22 protein-coding genes and 1 tRNA gene are annotated in these 24,456 nt (G+C 66.5%); 21 read left to right on the top strand and 2 right to left on the bottom strand.

Annotation, left to right across the window (positions count from 1 at the left end; genetic code table 11):
• Positions 1-25: 25 nt before the first annotated feature.
• Positions 26-280 carry a hypothetical protein gene (locus ACYVJH_RS08490; protein WP_460454177.1) on the bottom strand — a complete coding sequence of 85 codons (255 nt, stop codon included), beginning with the start codon at positions 278-280 and terminating at the stop codon, positions 26-28.
• Positions 281-434: 154 nt separating this feature from the next.
• On the opposite strand from ACYVJH_RS08490, the gene ACYVJH_RS08485 reads away from it, so the two are divergent.
• The 20 genes from ACYVJH_RS08485 to ACYVJH_RS08390 all read left to right on the top strand — a co-directional run bounded on the left by ACYVJH_RS08485 (position 435) and on the right by ACYVJH_RS08390 (position 17,701).
• Positions 435-2,243: a DegV family protein gene (locus tag ACYVJH_RS08485; RefSeq protein WP_460454176.1), complete on the top strand. Its 1,809-nt coding sequence runs from the start codon at positions 435-437 to the stop codon at positions 2,241-2,243.
• Between the two features lie 43 nt (positions 2,244-2,286).
• Positions 2,287-2,898: a glycerol-3-phosphate 1-O-acyltransferase PlsY gene (gene plsY / locus ACYVJH_RS08480; RefSeq protein WP_460454175.1), complete on the top strand. Its 612-nt coding sequence runs from the start codon at positions 2,287-2,289 to the stop codon at positions 2,896-2,898.
• A complete protein-coding gene (gene birA / locus ACYVJH_RS08475; protein ID WP_460454174.1) occupies positions 2,895-3,857 on the top strand; it encodes a bifunctional biotin--[acetyl-CoA-carboxylase] ligase/biotin operon repressor BirA in 963 nt (320 codons plus the stop codon). The genes plsY and birA overlap by 4 nt, the downstream gene beginning before the upstream one ends.
• Positions 3,854-4,606, top strand: a complete 753-nt coding sequence (locus tag ACYVJH_RS08470; protein ID WP_460454173.1) for a type III pantothenate kinase — start codon at positions 3,854-3,856, stop codon at positions 4,604-4,606. Before birA ends, ACYVJH_RS08470 begins: the two co-directional genes overlap by 4 nt.
• Positions 4,603-5,259: an SPOR domain-containing protein gene (locus tag ACYVJH_RS08465; RefSeq protein WP_460454172.1), complete on the top strand. Its 657-nt coding sequence runs from the start codon at positions 4,603-4,605 to the stop codon at positions 5,257-5,259. Before ACYVJH_RS08470 ends, ACYVJH_RS08465 begins: the two co-directional genes overlap by 4 nt.
• A 32-nt stretch (positions 5,260-5,291) precedes the next feature.
• Positions 5,292-5,367 (top strand) — tRNA-Thr (locus ACYVJH_RS08460).
• A gap of 163 nt (positions 5,368-5,530) precedes the next feature.
• Positions 5,531-6,748, top strand: coding sequence for a tyrosine-type recombinase/integrase (locus ACYVJH_RS08455; RefSeq protein WP_460454171.1), 1,218 nt, complete (start codon positions 5,531-5,533; stop codon positions 6,746-6,748).
• Between the two features lie 92 nt (positions 6,749-6,840).
• Positions 6,841-7,074, top strand: a complete 234-nt coding sequence (locus ACYVJH_RS08450) for a hypothetical protein (RefSeq protein ID WP_460454170.1) — start codon at positions 6,841-6,843, stop codon at positions 7,072-7,074.
• A 2-nt stretch (positions 7,075-7,076) separates the two neighbouring features.
• A complete protein-coding gene (locus tag ACYVJH_RS08445) occupies positions 7,077-7,313 on the top strand; it encodes a hypothetical protein (RefSeq protein WP_460454169.1) in 237 nt (78 codons plus the stop codon).
• Positions 7,310-7,570 carry a hypothetical protein gene (locus tag ACYVJH_RS08440; protein ID WP_460454168.1) on the top strand — a complete coding sequence of 87 codons (261 nt, stop codon included), beginning with the start codon at positions 7,310-7,312 and terminating at the stop codon, positions 7,568-7,570. Before ACYVJH_RS08445 ends, ACYVJH_RS08440 begins: the two co-directional genes overlap by 4 nt.
• A gap of 87 nt (positions 7,571-7,657) precedes the next feature.
• Positions 7,658-8,332: a hypothetical protein gene (locus ACYVJH_RS08435; protein WP_460454167.1), complete on the top strand. Its 675-nt coding sequence runs from the start codon at positions 7,658-7,660 to the stop codon at positions 8,330-8,332.
• A gap of 321 nt (positions 8,333-8,653) precedes the next feature.
• Positions 8,654-8,881 (top strand): helix-turn-helix transcriptional regulator, encoded by a 228-nt coding sequence (locus tag ACYVJH_RS08430; protein WP_460454166.1) that lies wholly within the window; start codon positions 8,654-8,656, stop codon positions 8,879-8,881.
• On the top strand, positions 8,881-9,105 hold the full coding sequence (locus tag ACYVJH_RS08425) for a hypothetical protein (protein ID WP_460454165.1): 225 nt from the start codon (positions 8,881-8,883) through the stop codon (positions 9,103-9,105). The genes ACYVJH_RS08430 and ACYVJH_RS08425 overlap by 1 nt, the downstream gene beginning before the upstream one ends.
• A gap of 359 nt (positions 9,106-9,464) precedes the next feature.
• On the top strand, positions 9,465-10,619 hold the full coding sequence (locus tag ACYVJH_RS08420) for a DNA-primase RepB domain-containing protein (protein WP_460454164.1): 1,155 nt from the start codon (positions 9,465-9,467) through the stop codon (positions 10,617-10,619).
• 689 nt (positions 10,620-11,308) lie between these two features.
• On the top strand, positions 11,309-13,783 hold the full coding sequence (locus ACYVJH_RS08415; RefSeq protein ID WP_460454163.1) for a hypothetical protein: 2,475 nt from the start codon (positions 11,309-11,311) through the stop codon (positions 13,781-13,783).
• Complete coding sequence (locus ACYVJH_RS08410; protein WP_460454162.1) at positions 13,780-14,445, top strand: hypothetical protein; 666 nt, start codon at positions 13,780-13,782, stop codon at positions 14,443-14,445. Before ACYVJH_RS08415 ends, ACYVJH_RS08410 begins: the two co-directional genes overlap by 4 nt.
• A 133-nt stretch (positions 14,446-14,578) precedes the next feature.
• Positions 14,579-15,280, top strand: a complete 702-nt coding sequence (locus tag ACYVJH_RS08405) for a hypothetical protein (protein WP_460454161.1) — start codon at positions 14,579-14,581, stop codon at positions 15,278-15,280.
• Positions 15,281-15,378: 98 nt separating this feature from the next.
• Complete coding sequence (locus tag ACYVJH_RS08400; protein WP_460454160.1) at positions 15,379-15,774, top strand: hypothetical protein; 396 nt, start codon at positions 15,379-15,381, stop codon at positions 15,772-15,774.
• A gap of 1,072 nt (positions 15,775-16,846) precedes the next feature.
• Positions 16,847-17,047 carry a hypothetical protein gene (locus ACYVJH_RS08395; protein ID WP_460454159.1) on the top strand — a complete coding sequence of 67 codons (201 nt, stop codon included), beginning with the start codon at positions 16,847-16,849 and terminating at the stop codon, positions 17,045-17,047.
• A 69-nt stretch (positions 17,048-17,116) separates the two neighbouring features.
• Positions 17,117-17,701: a hypothetical protein gene (locus ACYVJH_RS08390; protein ID WP_460454158.1), complete on the top strand. Its 585-nt coding sequence runs from the start codon at positions 17,117-17,119 to the stop codon at positions 17,699-17,701.
• A 192-nt stretch (positions 17,702-17,893) separates the two neighbouring features.
• Here the strand turns inward: ACYVJH_RS08390 and ACYVJH_RS08385 are convergent, their stop codons facing one another.
• Complete coding sequence (locus ACYVJH_RS08385) at positions 17,894-18,127, bottom strand: hypothetical protein (protein WP_460454157.1); 234 nt, start codon at positions 18,125-18,127, stop codon at positions 17,894-17,896.
• A gap of 228 nt (positions 18,128-18,355) precedes the next feature.
• Between ACYVJH_RS08385 and ACYVJH_RS08380 the strand changes: the two genes are divergently transcribed.
• Positions 18,356-24,445, top strand: coding sequence for a PAS domain S-box protein (locus ACYVJH_RS08380; protein ID WP_460454156.1), 6,090 nt, complete (start codon positions 18,356-18,358; stop codon positions 24,443-24,445).
• Positions 24,446-24,456: the final 11 nt, after the last annotated feature.

Here is a 24,456-nt window from a genome sequence, read left to right as displayed (position 1 = left end):
CGGGCAAGGGCTCAGGGGCCCTGGGTCAGCGGATCATGCCGGGCAGGAGCGAGTTCCAGCGTGGTGCCGGCCGCCCGGAGGCGCCGCTACTGCGCGGGCGGACCGGCGAGGTGGCGCCCGGCGTGGTCGCGGGTTCGGCGGCGGTCGATTCGGCCGGCTTCTCGGCGGGACCGGTGGCCTTGGCGCACGTGCCGGCTTCCGTCGTGGCAGGCGCGGGTTCGGCGGCCTGGACCATGGCGGTAGCGAGGACGAGGCTGAGGCTGAGCACGATCCGGAACATGGGCGACACCTGCAGAACGGGACACCCCGATAGATGCGCGGGGATGGCAAAAGGTTGCGCCCGATTCTACCCGTCGGGCGGGCCGCCGCCAGTGCCGCTTTTGCGGCGCTGCAGCATGGACAAGTCCGTCGCTTCGGGCAGACTCCGGCGGCACATGAATGCCGCGACCCTGACCTTCCCTCAGCCGCTGATCCGTGGCCCGGCCCTGCGCCGCGCCCTGATCGCGGGCGCGCGGCGCGTCATCGCCCAGCGCGAGATGCTCAACAAGATCAACGTCTTCCCGGTGCCCGACGGTGACACCGGCAGCAACCTCGCCTTTACCCTCGGCGGTGTGCTGACCGGCGCGCTGAGCCGGCGCGGGCAGGGTGCCGGCGACCTGCTGCGCCGGGTCGGTGAAGACGCGGTGGACGGCGCGCGGGGCAATTCGGGCGCCATCCTTGCCCAGTTCCTTACCGGCGTCGCCGAAGCGGCGGGTACGGCCCGTGCCCTGGAGGCGGCCGCGCTGGCCAAGGCCGTGCGGGCGGGCGCCACGTCGGCGCGCCTGGCGCTTTCCGATCCCAAGGAAGGCACCATCCTGAGCGTCATCAGTGCGTTTGCCGATGGCCTGGAACCGGCGGCCGAAGGTGACCTCGGTACCTGGTTCCGGCGCGCGCTCGAACGCAGCCGCCAGGCCCTGGCCGCCACGCCCACCCAGCTGGCGGTGCTGGCAAGGGCCGGGGTGGTGGACGCGGGCGCCCAGGGTTTCGTGGACCTGCTCGAAGGCATCCACGACTTCATTTCCTCCGGGGCCGTCGATGCCACCGGCGTCGCCGAAGAACTGCCCGCCGACCTCGAGGCCGCGCAGGCCCACGGCGAACTGGCCGACGCCGACCCCGAACACCGCTGGTGCAGCGAATGCCTGGTGGTCGGCGAGGGCCTGGACCGGGCCGGCCTGCGCGCGGCGGTAGGCGAACTGGGTGCGTCGTGCGTGGTGATCGCCGGCAGCAGCTCGCGCCTGCGCCTGCACGCGCACGTGGCCGCCCCAAGCCAGTTGTTCGAAACGGCGGGCCGCTTCGGCCGGGTGGAAGGCACCAAGGCCGACGACATGCACGCCCAGGCGCGCACCGTCGCCGCGGCCGCGGTCGTGGCGGTGATCACCGACAGCGCCGCCGACCTGCCGGACGAGGAGATGAGCCGGCTGAACGTGCACATGGTGCCGGCGCGGGTGAACTTCGGCGACGAGGATTACCTGGACAAGGTCGGCCTCTCCACCGCCGAGTTCTACCGCAAGATGCGCAGCGAGACGGTGCTGCCGCGCACCAGCCAGCCGCCGCCGGGCGATTTCCGCCGGCAGTTCGAATTCCTGCTCTCGCACCATCGCGAGCTGGTCTACGTGGGCCTGTCGCGCACGATTTCCGGCACCCTGCAGTCGGCGGAGACGGCCGCGCAGCGTGGTCATCCCGATCGCACCCACGTCTTCGACACCGGCAATGCCTCCACCGGCGAAGGCCTGCTGGTCATGCGTGCCGCCGAAATGGCCAGCGACGGGGCCAGCCCGGAACAGATCCTGGCTGAAGTGGCGCGGCTCAAGCCGCTCACGCTCACCTGGGCGCTGGCGCGCGACATCACCCATGCGGTGCGCGGCGGCCGCATTCCCGCCTGGGCCAAGGCGCCGGTGCACTGGCTGGGCCTTACCCCGATCGCCAAGGTCAAGCCAAGCGGGCGCCTGGGCGTGGTCGGCGGCCTGTTTGGCCAGGGCCGCGTGCCGGAACGTTTTGCGGCGTACGTGGCCCGGCGGGTTCCGACCGGCAAGCTGCGCCTGATGGTCGGTCACTGCGACGCCGCGTCGGACGGACAGCGGGTGCTCGACGCCCTGCGCGAACGCCTGGCGCCCGAACAATCCTGGCTGGTCGAGACCGGATCCGCGGTCGGTGCCCATGCCGGACCCGGGGCCCTGGTCGTTTCCGTGCAGCCGGTTTCCTAGACGGCGCCTGACGGCCGCGCAGGGCCTGGCCCATAATGCCGGCATGCTCGCGCTGATCCTTCTCCTCGTCGCCTACCTGCTCGGCTCGCTGTCCGGCAGCCTGCTGCTGGGCAAACTGCGTGGCGTCGACATCCGCCAGCACGGCAGCGGCAACGCCGGCGGCACCAATGCCCTGCGCACCCAGGGCTGGAAGTTCGCGCTGGGCACCGTGCTCGTGGATGTCGGCAAGGGCGCCCTCGCGGCCTGGCTGGCGCTTCGCTTCGGTGGCGACCTCGCCTGGCTGCCCTATGCCGCGGCGGGCGCAGCGGTGCTGGGCCACGTCTATCCGGTATTCCATGGCTTCCGCGGCGGCAAGGGCGCAGGCACGCTGCTCGGTGCGCTGCTGGTGCTGTGGCCGCTGGCGGCGGGGGTGATGGTCGGCGCCTGGCTGCTGGTCCTGGTGGCCTGTGGTTATGTTGGCCTCTCCACCATCCTGGCGGGTGCAACGCTGGTGCCGCTGGCGCTGGCGACCGATGCCGGGCCCGTGCGCCTGGTGTTCGCGATCTCGGTCGCCCTGTTCCTGGTCTTCACCCACCGCAGCAATCTCGCGCGTTTGCGCGCAGGCGTCGAACCGCGCTTCGATCGTGTGCGACTGCTGCGCCGGGGCCGGGCATGAGCGAGCGGGAACTGCTGGCGCGCCTGGCCCGGGGGCCGGCTTCGGGTGCGAAGCTCGCGGCCGAACTGGGCATCACCCGCAGCGCGGTCTGGAAGCGAATCCAAGCGCTGCGCGCGGCCGGCGTGGACGTGCAGGCCGTGCCGGGCCGCGGTTACGCACTGGTGCGCCCGCCCGACTTGCTCGATGCCGCGGCCGTGCAGGCCGGACTCGCGCCGGCCACCCGGGAACTGCTGGCCGGGTTGGACCTTAGTTTCGAGATCGACTCGACCAACGCCGAAGCGCTGCGCCACCCGCCGTCTGCCGGCGTGCAGGCCTGGCTGGCCGAACGCCAGACGGCGGGCCGCGGCCGGCGCGGCCGCCCCTGGGTGTCGCCGCTGGCCGCCCACGTCTACCTCAGCCTCTCGCGGCGTTTCGACGCCGGCATCGGCGCACTGCAGGGCCTCAGCCTGGCCGTCGGCGCCGCCACCGCCCAGGTGCTGCACGCGATGGGTTTCCACCAGGTTGGCCTGAAGTGGCCGAACGACCTGCTGGCCGACGGCCGCAAGCTTGGCGGCATCCTGGTGGAACTGCGTGGCGATGCCGGGGGGCCCTTGCACGTGGTCGTCGGGCTTGGTCTTAACGTCGCCATGCCCGAACCGGTGGGCGTGGAGATCGACCAGCCCTGGTGCGACCTGGCCTCGCTGTCGCCCAGGCCGCCGGGCCGCGGTGAACTCTGCATCGCCCTGCTCGACGCGCTGGTGCCGCTGTTGTCGCGTTTTGAAAGCGAGGGCCTGGCGCCGTGGCAGGCGACCTGGGCGCGAATGGACCTGCTGGCCGGACGCGCGGTGCGGCTCGAAGAAGGCGGCTCGCCGATCGACGGCATCGCGCTGGGCATCGACGCCGAAGGGGCCCTGCGCCTGCGCACCGCCGATGGCGAGCGTCGTTGCCACGCCGGCGAAACCAGTCTGCGCGCCGCATGAACTGGCTGCTCGACCTTGGCAATTCACGGCTGAAGGTGGCGGCCTGGCCGCGCCCCGGCGAGATCGGCGAGGTGCAGGCCTGGTCGCACGGCGCCACCGATTTCCCGGCCTCGCTGCAGCCCTGGCTGGACCAGCTGCGCCCCGGTGATACCTGCTGGCTGGCTTCGGTCGCCGGCTCGGAGACCACCGCCGTTGTTGCCGAACTGCTGGCACGCCACGGCTGCCCGGCCCAGCGCGTGCGCACGCTGCCGGAAGCGGCCGGCGTGCGCATCGCCTACGCCGAACCCTCGCGCCTTGGCGTCGACCGTTTCCTGGCGCTGCTTTCCGCGCATGCGCGCGGGCCCGGCCCATGGCTGCTGGTGTCAGCGGGCAGTGCACTCACCGTCGACCTGCTCGATGCCAGCGGCCAGCATATCGGTGGCGTCATCGCCCCCAGCCCCGAACACATGCGCGCGGCCCTGGCGGCGCGTTTCCCGGCCCTGGCCTATGCCGGCGGCGAGGCGCATGCCTTCGCCACCGACACGGCCGACGCGCTGGCCGGTGGCAGCCTGGGCGCGGCTGCCGGCCTGGTCGAGCGTAGCCAGCGCGAGGCCACGCGCCTGCTGGGGCAGGCCCCGACGGTGCTGTTGGGTGGTGGCGGCGGCGATCGCCTGGCCGCGGCCCTGGAGATCGACGTCGAGCCCGCGCCTGCGCTCGTGCTTGAAGGACTGGCGGTGTACGCCGCGCACATGGGAGTAGGCGAAGCATGATCACCCGGAGCATCGTGGTGCTGCTGGTGTGCATGAACCTGGCCGTGGGCTTGTGGTGGTTCGTGCACAAGGCACCGGTGGACGTGCCGCCGCCGCCGCTCGAAACCGGCGTCGGCGGCCTGGTGCTGCTGGGCGAGGCCGAACTTCCCGCCGCGCCCGACGCCGCCGAACTGGCCGGGGTGCCGCTGCCGATGCCCGAGCGCCCGGCGTGCATGAGCCTGGGGCCGTTCGGCACGCCGGCGGAGCTGCGCGCGGCGATGAATGCCCTTACCCCGCTTGCCGCGCGCATCCAGTACCGGGAAGTGCCGGCCACCGAAGTACGCGGCTACCGGGTGTTCCTGCCCGCCGCGGCGAGCCGCGAGGACGCACTGGCCGCCGCCCGCCAGCTGGCCACCCGTGGCGTGCGCGACTACTACGTCGTCACTGCCGGCGACCAGGAAAACACGGTATCGCTTGGCCTGTTCAACGAGCTGGCCAACGCCGAGAAGCGTCGGGAGGAAATCACCGCTCAGGGATTCAACCCGCGGCTCGAACCCCGCACCGAACAGGCCACGCAGTGGTGGATCGACCTGGTCGCCGAGTCGGGGCTGGACTGGGCGTCAGCCCTTGGCCAGCCGCGGGACGTGGAGGCGCGTGTCGCCGAGTGCGACTAGCCATGCGCACAACCAGCTAGAATCCCAGGCAAGCCGGCTTAGCTCAGCAGGCAGAGCAACCGCCTTGTAAGCGGTAGGTCCCCGGTTCGATTCCGGGAGCCGGCACCAAAGTCCTCACCATCCCGCCCCAGTCTCCTAGCGAACCGCATCTGAAAGCCTACAGCTAAGCCAGAAGGCGCGCCATCCTGCCCCGACCCACCCCATTGTATCCCCGCCCGGCTGGGGGTACCTTAGGGGGAACTTCTACCCCCTGGGGGTACGGGAGGCCGGAATGGCAGGGGATGCGGGCAAGCTCACGGCGGTAAAGGTCCGGAGCGCCGGGCCGGGCAAGCATTTCGACGGCGGCGGGCTCTATCTGCACGTGAAAGAGCAGGGCCGCTACTGGCGGCTGAAGTACCGCGTAGCCGGCCGGGAGAAGCTGCTGGCGCTGGGCGTGTTCCCCGAAGTGTCGCTGGCCGAGGCTCGCCAGCGCAGGGAGGAAGCCCGGAGCGTCATTCGCCACGGTGGCGACCCCGCCGCGAACCGGAGGGCACAGAAGGCCGCCGCCCTGGAATCCGCAGCCAACAGCTTTGAGGCCTTGGCCGCCGAGTGGCTTGGCCGGCAGGCCCGGGACATGGCCCCGAAGACCTACGCCAAGGCCGAGCGGGTCTTCTCGCAGATGCTCAACCCCTGGGTCGGACAGATCCCGGTGGATCAGGTCACCCCCCAGGAAATGCTCAAGGCCCTGCGCCGCATCGAGAGCCAGGGAAAGCACGAGACCGCCGCCCGAGCCAAGCAACGGGCAAGCCAGGTCTTTCGATACGCCATCGCGACCGGCCGCGCCACCAGCGATCCGACCCAGCCCCTCCGAGGTGCCCTCATCCCCGCCAAGGTCACCAACCGCGCCGCCATCACCGACGAGCGTCTGATGGGCCAGCTCATGCGGGCGATTGATGGCTATGAGGGCGATCTGGTGACCCGCTGCGCCCTCCAGTTCGTTGCATTGACCTTTGCGCGCCCGGGAGAAGTACGCGGCGCCGAGTGGGCTGAAATCGACCTCGACCGCGCCGAGTGGCTGATTCCCGCCGAGCGCATGAAGATGAAACGTGAGCATGTGGTCCCGCTCTCCGCTCAAGCCGTGGCGGTCCTGCGCGAACTGGAGCCGCTTACCGGCCGTGGTCGCTACGTTTTCCCTGGCCGCGCGGGAAACCGCCCCCTCAGCGATGTGACCTTGAATGCTGCCCTGCGTCGCATGGGCTTCGACAAACACACCATGACGGCCCACGGCTTCCGGGGCATGGCTTCCACACGCCTCAATGAAATGGCGTGGCCCGCTGACGTGATCGAGCGGCAGTTGGCCCACGTGCCGAAAGACAAGATCAGAGGTGCCTACAACAAGGCCCAACACCTGCCCGACCGTGTGCGGATGATGCAGGCATGGGCCGACTACCTGGACGCGATCCGTTCAACTGGAAAGGTGGTGCCCATCCACCGGGAGCGCGCCGGCTAGGCCAGAGAATCCCGGGAGACCGGGTAGCGGCCGACCCGGGCGATTGCGCCGCCCGGGCGGCCTTCCACAACCGTTCCTTAGGAGAACGAATCATGGCATTGGAAAAGGTAACTCAATCCGCGTCCGAAGTTGATGATGCTCTGAACCGACTCAGCCAGGTGGCAGGAATCCTCGCCTGCGCAGACAAGATGATTGATGCGGAACTTCTGCCGCATCACGCAGGTTGGCTTGTTTCGGAGGCTATCAGGGGTGCACAGGAACTGCTCAAAGGCTGCCACAACACTTTCTCTGTAGCGCTTGAAGCGCTCGATACAAAGGAGGCTTGATCATGGCAACTGAAAATGTAGCGGAAACCGCTAAAGGCCCGGCCCATCCCTTTGAACACTTCGACCAAAGCTGCTTCCGCGAGTGGATCAAGGGCGTCTCCGATGTTCTGATGAACTGCGACAGCGCGAACTGCGACCCTGCCTCTGTCCGGGCAACCGGGGGGCTGATCTATCAATTGGCGTCCTGGGCCGATGAGATAGAAGAGATCGAGCTTCAGGCGCAGAGGGCCGCGAAATGAGCACCAGCGACGAGAACATGAATCACACCGCCTTCAACACAGCGGCGCATGCCATCGAAACTTTTGAGCAGATTCGCGCGATTCTCGACCACTACCATTGCAGCCAAAGCGATGAGACAGCGAAAACCAAGTTGCTTCTGGCTGCCGAGTCTCTCGCTGAGTTCGAAATTGAGCGGCAGGGAAGGGCGCAAATCATTGCGCTGAGGGCCGAAGGCATGTTGAACCCTGCTGCCGACGAAGCCAAGCAAACGCACTAAGCAGTAAAGCCGCGCCTAGGCTGATCCCCGAACACCGGGCACCTTCCCCGGCTGGCGCGGCCCTCTTTGAAGGGCGCAGAGGTGCGCATGGCCTTGAGCAAGGAGTTGCGAGAAAAGTTGATTCGTGAGGTAGGCGATTGCCTTGTGGATCGACTCATACCTGTTCGAATGCTCGACTGGCGGGAGCGGCTGGCCGACATGGATGATGGAGAGCTACAGCGGTGCTGGATGGAAACCGCGGAGTTCCGACTGAACCCAAACGAATCGACAGACTTCTTGGAAGAGGGGATAACCCCCGCCGAGCGTCATGCGCGGCTTAGGCTCTTCGCGTATTCAACCCAGGTCAACCCTCTCCGCGAGATGTTTGTAGAAATGGCGGAGAAGCTGTTCGCCCAAGCACAACTAATCGATTCGGCAGACGATCTTGCAGCCGCATCAAAAGACCTCTCCATCCTGCTTGCCAAGCGCGTGAAGGCGATGCACGAAAGGATTACTGATGAGCCGAAGAAGAGAGGGAGACTGGGGGGTGAGAAGGCGGGCGCACATTGGAAGGCGGTTGCTGAAGAGGCCGTTAGGTTGGCCGATGAGCGTGGTCTCGCTAGTGGCCAGTACTCGGCGGACTATGTGGCCGGTGAAATTGAGAATGACGTCCGCGCATTTGCAAGACTGAGGGGGCGCGACTTCCCAGGAGACAGCGCGACAAGAAAGATTGCTCAGTACCTGCGCGACGCGGGAATCAAGAAGAAAAAAAGTACCCGCTAGCAGCTAAGGTGTACAACCCAGGCTCTGCTGTGGAAGCAATAGGTTTCGCCAGTCCACACCATAGGTTCCGACGCTAGCCAATCACGGCTAGCGGTAGTTGGAGCCAATCAGGATGATCCGAGACCTTCACACCGTCGAACAGTTCGCGGCTAAGACGCCTTTTTCCGCTGGGCAACTCCGCTGGTGGATACACAACGCGGAGACCAATGGCCTGGCCTCCCATAGCGCCATCGTCCGAGTAGGCGGCCGGCGCGTCTATATAGACCCCGAAGGCTTCGACGCCTGGATTAGCAGCCAGAACACCCGCCAGGGGAACGCGGCATGAGCGCCGCTCCCGCAATGCCAGAGCCCGCTCTCCCGCGCCTGGTTCGCATGCCCACCGTGCTTCAGATGGTCGGGCTGAGCCGTTCCGAGGTCTGGCGGCGAATTGCGGCTGGCACCTTCCCAAAGCCCCTCAAGTTGGGGCCGAACACCTCCGCTTTCGTGGAGGCCGAAGTGGCCGCATGGGTGGCTCGCCAGATCGCTGCCAATCCGCCGGAGGTTCGCTGATGACCGCCGCCGAAGAAGCGGGGCCGGGCGGTGGTAAGGCGAGAGCCCATGAACCGCTAACCCAATGCCTGCTGCTGGCTGCTGCCGTCGATGGCGTCCGGGAAATGGTGGCTCGCTCGGCGCTATTTGAGACTCACCCCGGCATCGGGATAGAGGAGGCCAGCCATCACCTCAACCTGGCGGCGGCCTACCTCGCCAACGCCCTTCAAGTGGGGGACTTCTGATGGCCAGGAACCCTCTCACGGGTTGTCGGTGTGAGTGTCCGACGTGCCTAGAGCAGTTCGGCAGTGTCCAAGCCTTCGACCGGCATCGGGTGGGCTCATTTGCCAGCCCCGACAGTCCCCAGCACTCGCGGCGCTGCCTTTCGCTGCGGGAAATGAAGTCGGCCGGGTGGACGCGAAATCCCAAAGGGCAATGGCTCAAGCCGGATAGCAGGCGGCCGGCGTCGCATGTCTCTGGAGGCCGGGAAAGGGTCGGGGCTACTACCACCGCCCCGGAGCCGAGAAACGCGCTCCTGAGCCCGCCCCGACACGTCAGCGGACCATCCGGGGGCACCTAGCGCCAACAAGTCGCCGGGGGGCGAATGGAAATTGATACCGCCATGACGGCGCGGTTCCTTGCCGCGCTGACGGGGGATGCTGTCTTCACGTTCCAGACCTTTGCGGAGGCCGAGGGGGCGGGGAAGAAGCTAAACCGCGTCCTACAAGGCTCGCTAAGCAAGCTGGCGCGCCAACTCATGTCCCTGAATCAACAGGGGGCCGGCGTCTTCGTCATGGTCAATCGTGGCGATGGATTCGGCCGAAAGGCGACCAACGTTGTCGCGGCTCGCGCGCTGTTCCTGGATCTCGATGGGGCGCCCGTTGAACCCGTGCTTTCCTGCCCCCTACCTCCCCGCATCGTCGTGGAGTCCTCTCCGGGCAAGTGGCACTGCTACTGGCCCGTTGCCGACCTCCCTCTTGATCAGTTCTCGCGTGCCCAGAAGGCCCTGGCGGCGCTTTTCAACGGCGATCCGAAGGTGTGTGACGCCCCACGGGTTATGCGGCTACCGGGCTTCCTGCACTGCAAAGGTGAGCCCCAGCTCACTCGGCTGGATCGGGCCGACCCCACGCCGTACACCTGGGACGAAATGACACGGGCTTTCGACCTAGCGCCGGTGATGCGGCTGCCGGATCGAATCCCCGAAGGCCAACGAAACGCAACGATCTACAGGCTGGCGCGGTCAGCTTTCCAGAAGGGAGTGCCTGAGAAGGCGCAGCTTGCGAAGGCACTCACGGTCAACGAGCGATGCACCCCGCCACTCTCCCGGGCAGAGGTAGAGGCTGCCGTTCGCAGCGCATACAAGGGCCCGGCAACGGCGATGGCCTCTCTGCCCGTCGCCGTCATGGATTCCGAGCCGTTTCTCGCGCTCGATGACTCAGGCCGGATGCTCGTACTGGTCGCATATCGCCGGGCCGACTCGTTCAACAGCCAACGTTTAACGCTGCCTTGGTCGGAACTGCGGCAGTGGTTTCCCAGGGAACAGACCTTCTACCGCGTCCGAACCCGGGTGATGGCCTCGGGTCTCTTGCAGGTGGTGGAAGAAGCGAAGGCGGCAGCCCCCAACAAGGGCAAGGGTCCCAAGCCCACCTTCTACCGGCTTGCAATACCCAACACCAATGCACCCTATTCCAAGGCTCCAATACCCCCCATAGGTGTGGGGCCTGAAGCTTTACAGGCTGTTGCTGAAGATGGCTCTTGAGGTCACTGGCCATTTCAAGGGCGCTTGCGTCAGGCCAAAGCGAGACGGCGCCCCCGAGCCCGACTCCCGGCCACCCTTGAGCAATACGCTCTGCGCGGGCGCCCGAGCCTTTGCCCGCCACGGCACACCGGAAGGCGACTCGCTGCTTGTCTGGTATCGCTCTCACGGACGCGAGCAAGCCAATGCGGTGGAGATGTACCTGGCACGGCGGGCACTGGTGTCCTGCTGGCCTCTCGACGCGGAGCGGGCAAGCGCTGTAATCCGCTGGGCGATGACCCATGTCCTAGCCGGCAGATGCCGAACCGAACCGCTACCGATTCGCTTGCGAGACGAAATGGCTCAAGCGTTGCGGGCGCAAGCTGCCGCCTGGCTGCGGGCCGGAATCATGGAGGCGCAGTGGCGCTACGGACTGGCTCGCGGCTGACCCTCGCGCCGATTGAAAAAGTATCAACCGAATCAAAGCCGGAGTTTTCCGACGCTATAAAAGGGGCGCGAACACTCGGGCCGGAATCCCAAAAACCCACGGATTGGCAAACTGGCGATAGACCTTCGACGCTCCCCCGGCGCCGACCTCGGGAGCTGCCCCCGTCAACGGCAGCAACACTTTTTGGACGCCTAAAAAAGGCGCGTTTACGTGGGCCAAGGATGGCCCGGGCGGCGGCATTCGCCACAACGAAGGGAAACCAGACATGTACAACTACGGACCGGCAGCGCAGCGCAGTCGCCCGGCGGACTCGGTTGCGAGCGACCCGGACCGCGAGAGGCGCCTTGAGCAGGCGCTACGCAATGCGGCGGCGCTGGCCCGCCAAGGCGATAGCCACGCTGACTATGCCGCGCGGCGCTTCGCTCGTGAACTCAAGCAGGTTCGTTCGGCGCGCGAGACTGAGGGCGCGCCCGCGTCGGACAAGTACCGCGTAACCGCCCCTGACGGCACCGCCTACGAGGTCACCGCCCCGGCGGGTGCCAGTGAAGACCAAGTGCTCGCGTACGCCCAAGAGCGCCACAGCAACGGCGCCGAGCGAAGCGCGCCGGCTACCAGCGGCCCGTGGGAGCGTTACCAGCAGCCCAAGGACGAGCAGGGGCCGTGGACGAAATACCAGGAGACCAGCGGCGAGGTGGGGATTCAGGAGGTTGAACTGCCGAACGGCACGATCTTGGAGTTCCCCGCGAACACTCCCCGCGACGTAATGCGCGACGCAGTGAAGCGCTACGTGCAGCAGCAGTCCGGCCCGCCCAAGCAGCGCGGCACTCTTGACGAAACGGGCCGCCAACTCGGGCTGACGGCCCGTCACGGCCTGGAGGGCATCGGCAACTTCCTGGGGATCTTCTCGGACCCGATAGCGGAAGCGGGCAATGCGGCACTGGGCACCGAGGGCCAGCCTCGGCCCTTCATGCGCGCCGGAGAGCTGGCAACGTGGGCGGCCGACTCAATGGGGCTGCCCCAGCCCGATACCGGCTTTGAGCGCGTTGTGGGCGGCGCTAGCCGCGCCCTGGTGGGTGCAGCGCCTACCCTGGGCGCTGGCGGCATCGCGTCCCAGGCGCCCGGCCTCACGGGCCAGTTCGGCAAAGCACTGGCGGCTTCCCCTGGTTACCAGCTCAGCGCCTCTGCCTCAGGTGGCGGCGCCAGCGAGATTGCGCGCGAAGCTGGAGCCGGCCCAACCGGGCAGATGCTCGCTGGCCTTGCCGGTGCTACGGCTCCCGCCAACACGTCCGCGCTGGCCCGACTTGCCACGCGAGGCGGCGAAGCGGGCAGGCAGAGCATGCTTGCCAATCTCGTGACCTACGGCAAATCCGGCGCGGGCTCACCCAGCTTGGGGCAAGCAACTGAGGGCAGGGTGGCGCGCGGTCTGGAGGCTCTGCTGGCCCGTACCCCGGGCGGCTCCGGCGTGATGGCGCGGAGGGGTGACGCACAGCAGAGCGGCATGGGCGGGCAGGTTCGACAGATTGCGGACTCGCTCTCCACGCGCGCTGACCCCGCCCAGGCAGGCCGGGCCATCGAACGCGGCGTGCTTGGCCCCAACGGCTTCTCGGCCAACTTCCGTCGAACGGCGAACTCCCTCTACTCCGAGGTAGATCAGTACCTCCCGGCCAACTCCGGGGTTGATGTGTCGAAGACGAAGGCCGCCCTGGATTCCCTGGCCAGCCCAACGCCTGGAGCGGTCAACACTTCGCGCGCATTGGCGAGTTCGCGAGTGGGTGCCATCCGGGATGCGCTGGAAGCTGACCTCTCGGCATCTTCGGCCAGTGGTCCGTTTGCTGGTCTTGGCGTGTCCAGTCGCCCGACGCTCCCGTATCAGGCGCTCAAGAACCTGCGGACCCGGATGGGTGACCTCATTGCCGATTCGACCTTTGCCACGGACGTTCCCACGAAGCAGCTCCGCCAGGTGTATGCGGCGCTTACGGAAGACCTGGATGCAGCGGCGCGGGCCACCGGCAATCCCCGGGCCGTGCAGGCGGCCAGCAGGGCGAATGCCTACTACCGCGCAGGCATGAACCGGATGGAAGTGCTGGAGCGGGTCATCGACCGCAACGGCGGCCCCGAGAAGGTCTTTAGCGCAGCGACCAGCGGAACCCGCGAAGGTGCGACCACTCTGAGGGCGGTTCTCCAGTCGCTCCCTGAGGACGGCCAAAAGCAGCTCGCGGCTGCGGTGATCCGGCGAATGGGTCGCGCAAACCCCAGCGCGCAGGACGATATCGGAGAGCAGTTCAGCTCCGAGCGTTTCCTGACCATGTGGAACAGCATGGCACCGGAAGCCAAGTCGGCCCTCTTCGGGCGCCTTGGGCCGGACTACGTGCGGGCAATGGAGACGGTGGCCAAGGCGGCAGCGAACCAGCGCCAGGGCGCCCAGGTGTTCCGCAATCCCTCGCAGACCACGGACGCCGCAATTCAAGCGGGCACGGTGTTCTCCTTCCTGACCACGCTCGGCACCGGCAACGTGGGCACGGCGGCGCTGATCGGTGGCGGCGTTGGACTGGCTAACCTGGCGGCGCGAGGGCTGACCAGCCAAACCGTTGTCAAATGGCTGGCCCGACAGACTCAGGTGCCCTATGCGGCCCTCCCGGTCCAGCTCGCCCAACTCAAGGTGGAGGCGCGGGCCAGTGGCGACGAGGAAGCTATCGAATTCGCCCGGGAGCTGGAGCAGATGGTGGAGCGCCAGCGATGAGCAAGCGACCGTCCAAGACCGTGGTTCCCAAGGCAGCACCAAGCCGGACATTGCCGGTGCCGACCAAGCCGGATGAGTCGCCCAGCCGTGCAGTCGCGCGCAGTGTCGTCAGGCCCACGGTTCTGTCTGCATTTTCTCTGGGCGCCTTCCGTCCGGCTGGAATGGAAGAGGTGCCACTTGCCGACTTGATCGATGAACTCTGTGAGCAGGTCCAGCGGACGAACTCTGGCGACATGGCGCGCCCCGTCGGGATGCTTACGGCCCAGGCGCACACGCTGGATGCCATCTTCAACCGGCTGGCATACCGGGCGGCCTCAAATATGGCCGAATATCCGGAGGCAACCGAGCTGTATCTGAAGCTGGCCTTGCGCGCCCAGGGGCAGTGTCGGGCCACGTTGGAGGCAATCTCCACGATCAAGAACCCGCCCGTAGTCTTCGCCAAGCAAGCCAACATTGCGCACGGCCACCAGCAGGTGAACAACGGAACGGCTGCCCCGCACGCGGGGGAAAGCGAAAACGCGCCAAACAAACTATTGGAGGCTGAAGATGGCCAATGGATGGACGCCCCAGCGCCGGGCACGGCAAGCGGAGCTGATCCGGCGATGGAAGCCGTGGGAGAGGTCAACCGGCCCAAGAAGCGAGGCAGGCAAGGCAAGGATTAGTCGCAACGCCTGGAAAGGAGGCTCTCGGCAAGTGCTTCGGGAGCTGGCCCGACTACTCCGCCGAGTGTGAAAGGACGATTGGCCGCCCATCGAGTCAGAGGGCGTAACCTTCTAGGACAGGGGGAGCGCATCCATGAGCCTGATTCGACTGTTCCTAGTGGCGGTAGCCCTCTTTTGGACCGCCACAAGCTCTGCGCAGACGGCTGCGCCGTTCTGCTTGGTTTCCGATTCCGGGCAGAAGAGTTGCTTCTACTACTCGCTGCAGGCTTGCCAGCAGGCCACGCTAGCGCTTGGCGGGATGTGTGCGGCCAACAGCCAAGCGGAACGTCCGCAATCTCACCCCCAAGCCGGCATCTCCCCTACACCGCAGATGGGCCCGCTTGCTGGCATGGACTATGTTCAGCAGGCCGGCGAACAGGGGCGAATCCGGGGAGAGCAACAGCGAGAGGCGAGGCTTCGCGCTGAGCTATTGGAGGCACAGATTGCACGGGAACGGGCCGAAGCGGCGAGGGCTTCAGCGAGCCCAGCCACCGGAGGGACCCCGCTCTATCGGTGCGTAGGCGCCGACGGGATTCCGAACTATTCGCCAAGGCAGCTTTCAAGTAACTGCCAACTTGTGACTGTCTATCTGGAACAGCCTGTCCTTCCACCACCCAGAGCGATCGATCAGGGACAGCGCTACTTTCACGGCTACCCCTGTACCCAAGATTGCTCCGGGCATGAGGCGGGCTATGAGTGGGCCGAGGAAGAGGGGATCGAGGATGAAGAAGACTGCACGGGGTGGTCGCAGTCATTCATTGAGGGCTGTCAGGCCTACGTCGAGGAGAACTACTAGGTCTGCTGGGCGTTGAGAATTTCTCTCAGTCCTATCCTCCCTTGCCACTCCAGCACAGTGGGATAGCGTTTCTCGATCAATCCATCGACGGAATAGGCATGACCCCAACTGTTGAACACTTCGACCCTGAAGAACTGGCAGCTATTGCGTCTGAGCTGGAAGAGCTTGAGAAGCGCTGTGAGAGAGTGCTGGGCCTGTTGGGAGACAAGCGCCACCTCACTCGGCGAGAGCGCGAAGATGTCGAGATCCTATATCGAGAGCTCAAGTCGGACCTAAAAGCCGCCGCAAAGCATGGCACCCTTTCGCGCACCAATCGCGACAAGACGCGCGCAGAAGAGTGCTTTTTCGATCCGGCGCTTCGTAGAGCAGCGGTCGCCCTCAGCCCCGCTGTGAATTCCAACCCGATTTCTTCACGGTGGTTCAGCGCCGTCTACGAGGCGCAAACGGAACTCGCCTATTGGCGATACAACCTTGAGAAAGCTCAGGAGTCCTAGGCGGCGCTCAAGCCGAGGGGCGAGCGGTTCTCCTACATGCCGGGGCGGAGATATAGGACGGCAGAGGAGGCTGGGTGGGGGCTAATGTCTCTCCGCCGCCCGGAAGCCATCCGCGCCCGCCCCCGGCCTGAAGGGGGATGAAGCTGGGCCGGGCGGCGCTACAATGTAGGGGCTGGCGGGAGGTCCCACCCCGGGCAATCGTAGCCCGGTGGTCGTCTCCCGCTGGCGCTGTCTCATCCGGTGAGCGGACGGTTCATATACTGCGATATATGGCCCTCTCACCCTTCCGCGACCGGCTAATGCGCGGCTTCGCTTGTACCCGCACCCTGGATCGCCAGGCAGATAGTCTGAGAGCCCGGATGGCGGACCTAGCCACGGATCCAGGGGCGGCCAGTGAGGTCCTGGCCACGATCGAGGCCATGCGGGGCACCCTCGCCCGGGCTGAGGCCACGGCCAAGCAGCTACTTACCGAGGTTGACGCACCCACGTAGATGGGGCCGCTACTGCCGCCTGATGGCGATGGCAGGGCCCGCCCGGGCGCGGAGCCTGCCACCGGCCCCGCCACACGCACTTGGTTCGCGCAGTTTGGCGATTCGGGCCCTTGGCGGAGCGCCGCTGAGGGGAAGAAAATGCACCTTCCGGGGAGCCCCAGTTCGGGGCAGTTCACTTAACAATTCGGGGGCACTGCCGCTTTCCCTGAACGGGGCACCACAAGGGCTGGTGTTTAAAAACAGCCACTTACGCTCCATCTTGGGGGGTGGGCAGCGACGAGCTGAATTGTTAATGCGGTCTAGACCGTCATGTAGCTGTCCTCCCCCTGAGGCATTCTGCGTCCATGCCATTGGATGGGCTTGCCTGGCGCCCGGGCCCGATATACAAAACAGGTGTTGCGAGAGCAAAGATTCGGCGCCTGAACGGCAACAAGTGGAAATGTGATGCACCGCCCGGATCCGGTTGGATTTTCGGGCTAGAAGTACAGCTATAATGCGCGGCTCGGCTTTGCGGCCCGAGTCTGCTGAAAGGCAAAGTAGCCGCATCGATAGAGAATAGACGGGGTTAAATGGTGAACGACATGAACGCGAAAGAACGACTGCAGGCCCTTGAGGCTGCGCTTCGTGAGCGCGGCGTCGTGGATGTGAAATTCTTCTTTGCTGAGGGCGCGGATGATCACGCGCTGTCGGTGGTGGGTTCGGATGTCGCCGACGTACTCGAAGCGATGCTGCGTGGCGAACATCGGGCGTACGTGCCGCAGACGGCGCCGGCGCTCGCCTAAGATAGTTCAGTTTTTTTTGCGGAAAGGGCACCCTAGGGTGTCCTTTCTTTTTTGCAGCTAGGGGGTTGCATGATTATTAACGCTGCAGATGTGCGCGACTGTCTCGATGCGGCCCGCGAAGTGGCGCAAGAGTACAGACAGACCGAAATTGCAGGTGATGCGCCATACAAGACCATCGAGGGGCTGCAGCGCGTCATCGCCAACTACCTTAACAAGAGGGTAGAGGTTCGCTCGATGGACGCTCAAAAGAATTCCGTAAAGGCGTTCTACGTTGCGATGGCTGACGGCTCTTACCGAGTGTACTTGCTTGAAGGGATGGACTACGACGAGGAGCGGTTCGCCTTAGCGAAAGAGCTGTTCCATGTGGTGATCGACGAACCGCGCTGCCGGAGCATCAACCTTTACGATCATCTTGAGGAAGTATTCAACACCTTCCCCGTGAACCAGGCCAGCTGCTCGGCTGCTTGGGAAGTCCTGGCGCAAGCAGCCGCAATGGAATTCTTCGTGCCGTTCCGCGAGCGCGAGATGTTGATCAAGAGTTCGGAAGGGAACCCTGACTTTGCCGCAGCAGCCAAGCGCTACGGCGTTCCCCAGCTCTACTTAGAGAGCTACTGCACAAACTCCAGCATGGCGTACTTCCATGCGTTCCGTTAAGCAGAGACCCTAGGGCTGCCGCCACAAGCATTCCGGTACGTCTTCCGGTCACAGGTACGTGTAGCGCGTGAGCGTCGTCCGTGACTCATGCGGCGAGGACTGTGCCCTCCGGAATGGCGTAGCTGCGTTCGACTAGTCGGCTCCTAGCTTCGTGTCTCGCCTAGAAGACTTGCGCTTTGCTGATTGGTGATTTCAGAGTCTGAAGACCGCGACCCAGGCCAACAGAATCAGCAGAGCGTGATTAATCATCACCAGCGCGTGTAGATCCTGCCGCATGTGGCGAATGTGCCATCGGACCTGATCCTCCGATGGCGCCTCGTTGAATGCGTTGCGCTTGATCTCGTCGGAAAGCCACTGCGCCCGGAAAAGCCAGATGCTGTAGGCGATCACGGCTGCCCCGAACATCACCCCTTTGTACTCGTCCATTCCTACCCCCGTTGTGCGTGTTCCTGAAAACGTGAACGGCCCTATGGCAAGAAAGCTGCCACCAAGCCATGATCGACCTCGTGCCCCTGGCGCGGCCCCAGCGTCGAAGCGCTGGGGGTACGTTTGGGGGTATCTAAGATAGATCGAAGTCGGTGAACCCACTCCTGGCGGCCCCTGTAGGGCCTACTTGGATTCCGGGAGCCGGCACCAGGGAGGCGCGCATCACGCATGGAGAGTGATCGCAACGGGAACCAGGCCAGGCCCACTGCTGCTCCCGGCGGTGAACGCATCGTGCTGGCGATGGCCTTCCTGCCCCTGCTCGTGGCATTGGTCGAATGGCTGGTGTGGGACGCCGCGCTGCCGGGTGGGTGGCCGGGCGCGCTTTCGCTGCTGGCGCCGCTGCTGGCCGGGGCGGGCGTGCACTTCCGGGCCGACCGCCGCCGCTGGATGCTGTTGGCCTGGGCCCTGGGTTTCGCCAGCCTGGCCGTGCTGTGGCTGGCCTGGCCGACCCCGGCCGGGCAAGGCCAGCGCATTGGCGCGCCCTGGTTGGCGGCACTGGCCGCGGCGATCGGCATCGGCGCCAACGTCGTCGGCAGCGCGCGCGCGGCGGGGATGGTGGCGAGTTCGCTGGGCGGCTTCCTTGTGGTGCTGGTGTTGCTTTCCCTGTCTTCCGTCTTCGACGACACGCCCTCGGGTCCGGTGGCGCTGGGCCTGGGTTCGGTGCTCGCCTACGGCGCACTGGGTGCCTGGCTGATGGTGCGGGACCTGGTGCCCGGTCCGTTCCGGACGCTGCGCATCTGCACCGACCTGCTGGCCGGCATGGCCCTGCTGGTGATGGCTGGCTGGTGGCTGCACGTGCCCTACATCGTGCAAGGCGGCACCGACTACGTGCCGATGCAGTTCAATACGGCGCTGAGCGCGCTCCTGATTGCCGCCGCACTGCGACTGCTGGCGGCCGGACGCAGCAAGCTAGCGGTCCTTCCGATGGCGCCGGTGATCATTTTTTGCGTTGCCAGCCTGTTGGAGGAATACGCCGGCCTGGCGCTGGGAACCGGCGAGTGGCTGATCCGGCACGGCATCGTCGCCGAGGACGTCGTTGCCGGGCGCATGGCACCCAATACCGCAACCGCCTTTCTGCTGGCCTGCCTGGGCATCGCACTGGCGCCGGCGGGCGGCAAAGGCAGCCCGGCGCGCTGGTCGGCGACCTGGGCCTGTGGCTTCGTCACCACCATGATCGCGCTGATCGTGCTGGCCGGTTACCTGATGCAGGTGTCGGTGCTGCGTAGCTGGGGAGCCAATACGCCGATGGCGCTGATGACCGCGCTGGCGATGCTGATGATGGGTATCGGACTGGGCGCGGGCGGGTCGGAGTATCGCAGGCTGCGGTCGCAGCGGGCCGGGTGGCTGCCGCTGGTGGTGGCGGTGTCGGCGATCGGTGTTTCCATGATGGTCTGGTTCGCGATCGACAGGGACCAGGCGACGCGGCGCGACGCGGTCCTGCTGCGGCAGTCCGAGCTGGTCGAGCAGGTCATGCAAATCGGCGTCCTCGACCGCCGCAACGCGCTCAGGCGCATGGCGCTGCGGATGGCCAACGTCGACGCGCAGTCCCGGCGCGGAGACCTGTTCGATTTCGATGCCGAAATCTACCTGGAGGACTTCCCGGCCTTCGTGACCCTTATCTGGACCGACGCCAACGCCAACGTCCTGCGCCAGCGAACGCGGCCGGGCGAGGGCGTGGACGTGGTCGGGCGTGCGCTCGATTTCGATCCCGTGCGCAGGCAGCTGTTCGCCCAGGTGCGCCGCGACGGCATGGTGGGAGAGTCGCCGCCCGTGGCCCTGCTCGACGGCAGCGTCGGCGAACTGCTGGCGGCACCGTTGCGGCGTGATGGGCAGCTGGAGGGTTTCGTGGTCGCCGTCGTCAAGTACGACGAGCTGTTCGCGCGCATCCTTGAGAACACCGCGCCGGAAAGTGCCCTGCGGATTCGCTATGGCAGCGAGGTGCTGTACGCGCGCGGCACGCCGCCCGGGGGAACCGTGCCCCTGCTGCGCTCGATACCGGCCGCGGGAGCTGCCCTGGAACTGGGCATCTGGCCCGACTCGTCGGTGTCCTCGCCGCTGGCCAACGTCTTGCTCTTCACCGGCCTGATCACCGGTGGACTGGTCGCACTGGCACTGCGGCTGGCGGGCCTGGCCCGCGAACGCGCCGAAATGGCCGAGCGCAGGGGCCAGGAGCTGGCCGCACAGGTTGATGAGGCCGAACGTGCCCGGGTTGCCCTGGAGAAGGCCGAACGGGAACTGTCCCTGGTGTTCGAGAGCATCAGCGATGCCTTCTACACCCTCGACCGCGACTGGCGCTTCGTGTTCGTCAATCCGCGTGCCGAGCAGCTCATGCAGCAGCCGCGCGACCAACTGGTCGGAAAGAGTGTCTGGGAGGCCTTCCCCGACGCAGTGGGGACGATCATCGAAGAGAAGTTCCGTGCGGCGGTCAGCCAGGGTGTCGCCGGCGAGTTCGAGGTTTATTTCCCGCCGCTCGGAAGCTGGTTCATCGCCCGCTGTTATCCGCATCCGCAGGGCCTGGCGGTCTATTTCCAGGACGTCTCGGACCGGAAGGCCGCCGAGGCCGCGGCGCGGCAGGCCACCGCCGCATCCGAGCGCGCCCAGCGCATGGCGCGGCTGGGCAGCTGGGAACAGGACCTGGTCTCGGGCGAACTGCGCCTGTCGAAAGAGGCGGAGTCGATCTTCGGCCTGGGCCCGGGCCATTCCATCCAGCATTTCCCGGAGCTGCTCAAGCGCGTGCACTTCGAGGACCGCAAGCGGCTCGCGGAAGCCCGGCACGGCCTCCAGATGGGCGACGCCACCGATCTTGAAATCGAATACCGCATCCTGCATCCCGACGGCGAGACCCGGCAGGTGCGGGAGTTGGGCACCCTGGTGCGCAACGCCGCCGGCGAGCCGGTGGCGGTTTCGGGTGCGATCCAGGACACCACCGACCAGCAGCGCGCCGAGAACGCACTGCGCGAACTTTCACGGCGGCTCGAACAATCGCTGGTGATGAACCGCCTGGTGCTGGAGAACTCGCTGGACGTGATCTGCGTGCTCGATGCCAACGGCCGGTTCACCCAGGTGTCGAGCGCCTCCGAGTCGGTCTGGGGGTTTTCGCCGGGCGAGCTGGTCGGGCGTGCGCATTTCGACCTGGCGCATCCGGACGACCGTGCCCACACCCTGCGCGAGGGCGCGGCGGTCCTGGCGGGCCGGCCCACGGTGGATTTCCGCAACCGCGTCGTGCGCAAGGATGGCCGCGTGGTGTCCATGCAGTGGTCGGCGGTGTGGTCGGCACGCGACCGCATGATGTTCGCCATCGCCCGCGACGTCACCGAGGCCAGCCGCCAGTCCGAAGCCCTGCAGCGGGCCAAGGCCAGCCTGCAGCGGGCCCAGAAGATCGCGCGCATGGGGGCCTGGGAGCTGGATATCCCCGCCAACCGCCTGCAGTGGTCGGACGAGGTCTATCGGATCTTCAAGGTTCGCCCGGACGAGTTTGCCGGCAGCTTCGAAGCCTTTGCCGCACGCGTGCACCCGGACGACCTGGAGATGCTGCAGCGGGCCCAGGCACGAACCCTGTCCGGCAAGGGCGACCTGGACGTGGAGCACCGCATCCTGCTGCCCGGCGGCGGCATCGGCCACGTGCACGAGCGCGCGCAGCTGCTGCGCGACGACCAGGGCCAGCCCTGGAAGCTGGCGGGCAGCGTCCAGGACATCACCGAACGCAAGCGGGCTCAGTCGCTGGAGGATGGTCAGCGACGGATCCTGGCCAGCATCGCCGCCCGTCGGCCGCTGGGCGAGAATTTGCTGGCGCTGGTGCGTCTCGCCGAACGTCAGATGCCCGGTGCCCTGAGCTCGGTGTTGCTGCTCGATGAAGACGGCCAGCACATCCGGGTCGGTGCAGCGCCCAACCTGCCGCCGGAATACAACGCCGCCATCCATGGCCTGCTAATCGGTCCGAGCGCCGGCTCCTGCGGCACGGCGGCGTTCAGGGGCGAACGGGTGGTGGTGTCGGACATCGACCGGGACCCGCTCTGGGCCGACTACCTGCCGCTGGTCCAGTCCCATGGGCTCAAGGCCTGCTGGTCGACCCCGGTGAAGGCTTCCGATGGTCGCGTGGTCGCCACGTTCGCCACCTACTACCGCGAGGTGCGCGAACCCCAGGATGCCGAGCTCGAGCTGATCGACCGCCTGGCGGCGCTGTGCGCCGTGGCGATCGAGCATGATGCGGCGTTCCAGTCCATCAACATCGGCCAGCAGCGTTTCCGGTCGCTGTTCGACGAGCACCCGGACGTGGTGTATTCGCTCGACCTCGAAGGCCGTTTCACCGAGGTCAACGAGCAGTTCCAGCGCGTGGCCGGGGTGCGGCCCGGGGACGTGCTCGGCCGTCCCTTCGATGAGCACGCGCTGGATTCCGAGCGCGACGTGGTCCGTGCGCACTTCGTCGCGGCCACCCATGGCGAGGCGCGCAGCTACGAAATGACCGGCGTGGCGGCCGACGGCCAGCGGATCGAAATGCGGGTGACCAACCTCCCGATCATCGTCGATGGCCGGGTGACCGGCGTGTTCGGCATCGCCCAGGACATCAGCCTGCTGCGCAAGCACCAGCGCGAACTGTCGGACGCGCTCGACGGTGCCGAAACGCTCAGCCAGCAGCTGCACCGGCTCAGCGAGGCGTCCATCTCGGTCAACCGCGACCTGGACGAGGAGACCCTCTACCAGCAGCTGGTGGACCGGGCGCGCGAAATCATCGGCGCGCACCAGGCAGTGGTCAGCGTCGAGGCCGTCGATGGCCAGGGCCAGCTGCTCAACGCGGTGTCACTGTCGGAAAAGTACGCGCAGTGGCGCGACTACGACGTGCCCATCGATGGCACCGGCATCTATGTCCAGGTCGGCAAACGCCAGGTCCCCATGCGCATGACCCAGGACGAACTTGAGGCGCACCCTGGCTGGCGCAATTTCGGCAGCGAGTCCGCCAGGCATCCTCCGATGCGCGGCTGGCTGGCGGTGCCGATGGTGGGCAGCGACGGCAAGACCCTGGGCATCCTGCAGCTGAGCGACAAGTTTCGCGGCGAGTTCAACGAGGACGACGAACAGGTGGCGCTGCAGTTCTCGCAGATGGCGGTGATCGCCATCGAGCGGGCCCGGCTGCTGGCCAAGCTGCAGGTGCGCGACCGGTTCTTCGAGATGTCGCTGGAAGTGTTCGTCGTCTACGACCCCACGTCCGGGCGCTGGGTGCAGGTGAACCAGATGCTGGCCGACATCACTGGCTACACCCGCGAGGAGCTCTGCTCGCGGCCGATCCTGGATTTCATCCACCCCGAGGACGTGCCGGCGACGCGCGAGCGGTCCCAAAGCATGGGCCGGCGCAAGAATGTGGACCTGCGCTTCGTGAACCGCTACATCTGCAAGGACGGAGGCGTGCGCTGGATGGAGTGGATGTCGGCGCCTTCATCCGACGGCCTGGTCTACGCCGTCGGACGCGACATCACCCAGCGCCTGCAGGCCGAGGAAACCCTGCGCCAGACCCTGGCCGACCTCAATGCGCGCAACCGCGAGCTGCAGGATTTCGCCTTCATCGCCTCGCATGACCTGCAGGAACCGCTGCGCAAGATCCGTGCCTTCTCCGACCGGCTCCAGCAGCGCTACGCCGGCTCGCTGGCCGATGAAGCCCGCGACTACCTGGACCGCACCAGCCAGGCTGCCAACCGCATGCAGGTGCTGATCAGCGACCTGCTGGCGTATTCGCGCGTGGCTGCCCGGGGCAAGCCGTTCACGCAGGTGAAGCTCGACGCGGTGCTTGCCGGCGTGCTCGATGACCTCGAAACCAGCCTTGAGGCCAGCGGTGGCCGGGTTGAGGCCGGGCCGCTGCCGGAGATTGAGGCCGACGCCACGCAAATGCGGCAACTGTTCCAGAACCTGCTCTCGAACGCGCTGAAGTTCCGGTCGCCGGACCGCGCCCCGGTGGTCCGGGTCAGTGCCCAGGCCGATGCCGGGGTGGACGGTCCGGGATGGATCCTGCGTTTCCACGACAATGGCATCGGTTTCGACCCCCGTTACGCGGACAAGGTGTTTGCGCCCTTCCAGCGCCTGCATGGCCGCCAGGAGTACGACGGCACCGGCATCGGCCTGGCGATCGTGCGCAGGATCGTGGAGCGGCATCGGGGCACCATCCGGGCCGAGGGCCGGCCCGGCGAAGGAGCGGCCTTCATCATCCGCCTGCCGGGCCGCCAACCCGGCGGGAATGCCGGGCTGGCGGTTCCGCTCTCGGAAACGTAGAGTCGGGCAAG

The organism is Arenimonas aestuarii (genome assembly GCF_054781715.1).
Note: the sequence above shows the minus strand (reverse complement) of the source record. Positions and strands in the feature narration are given on the sequence as shown.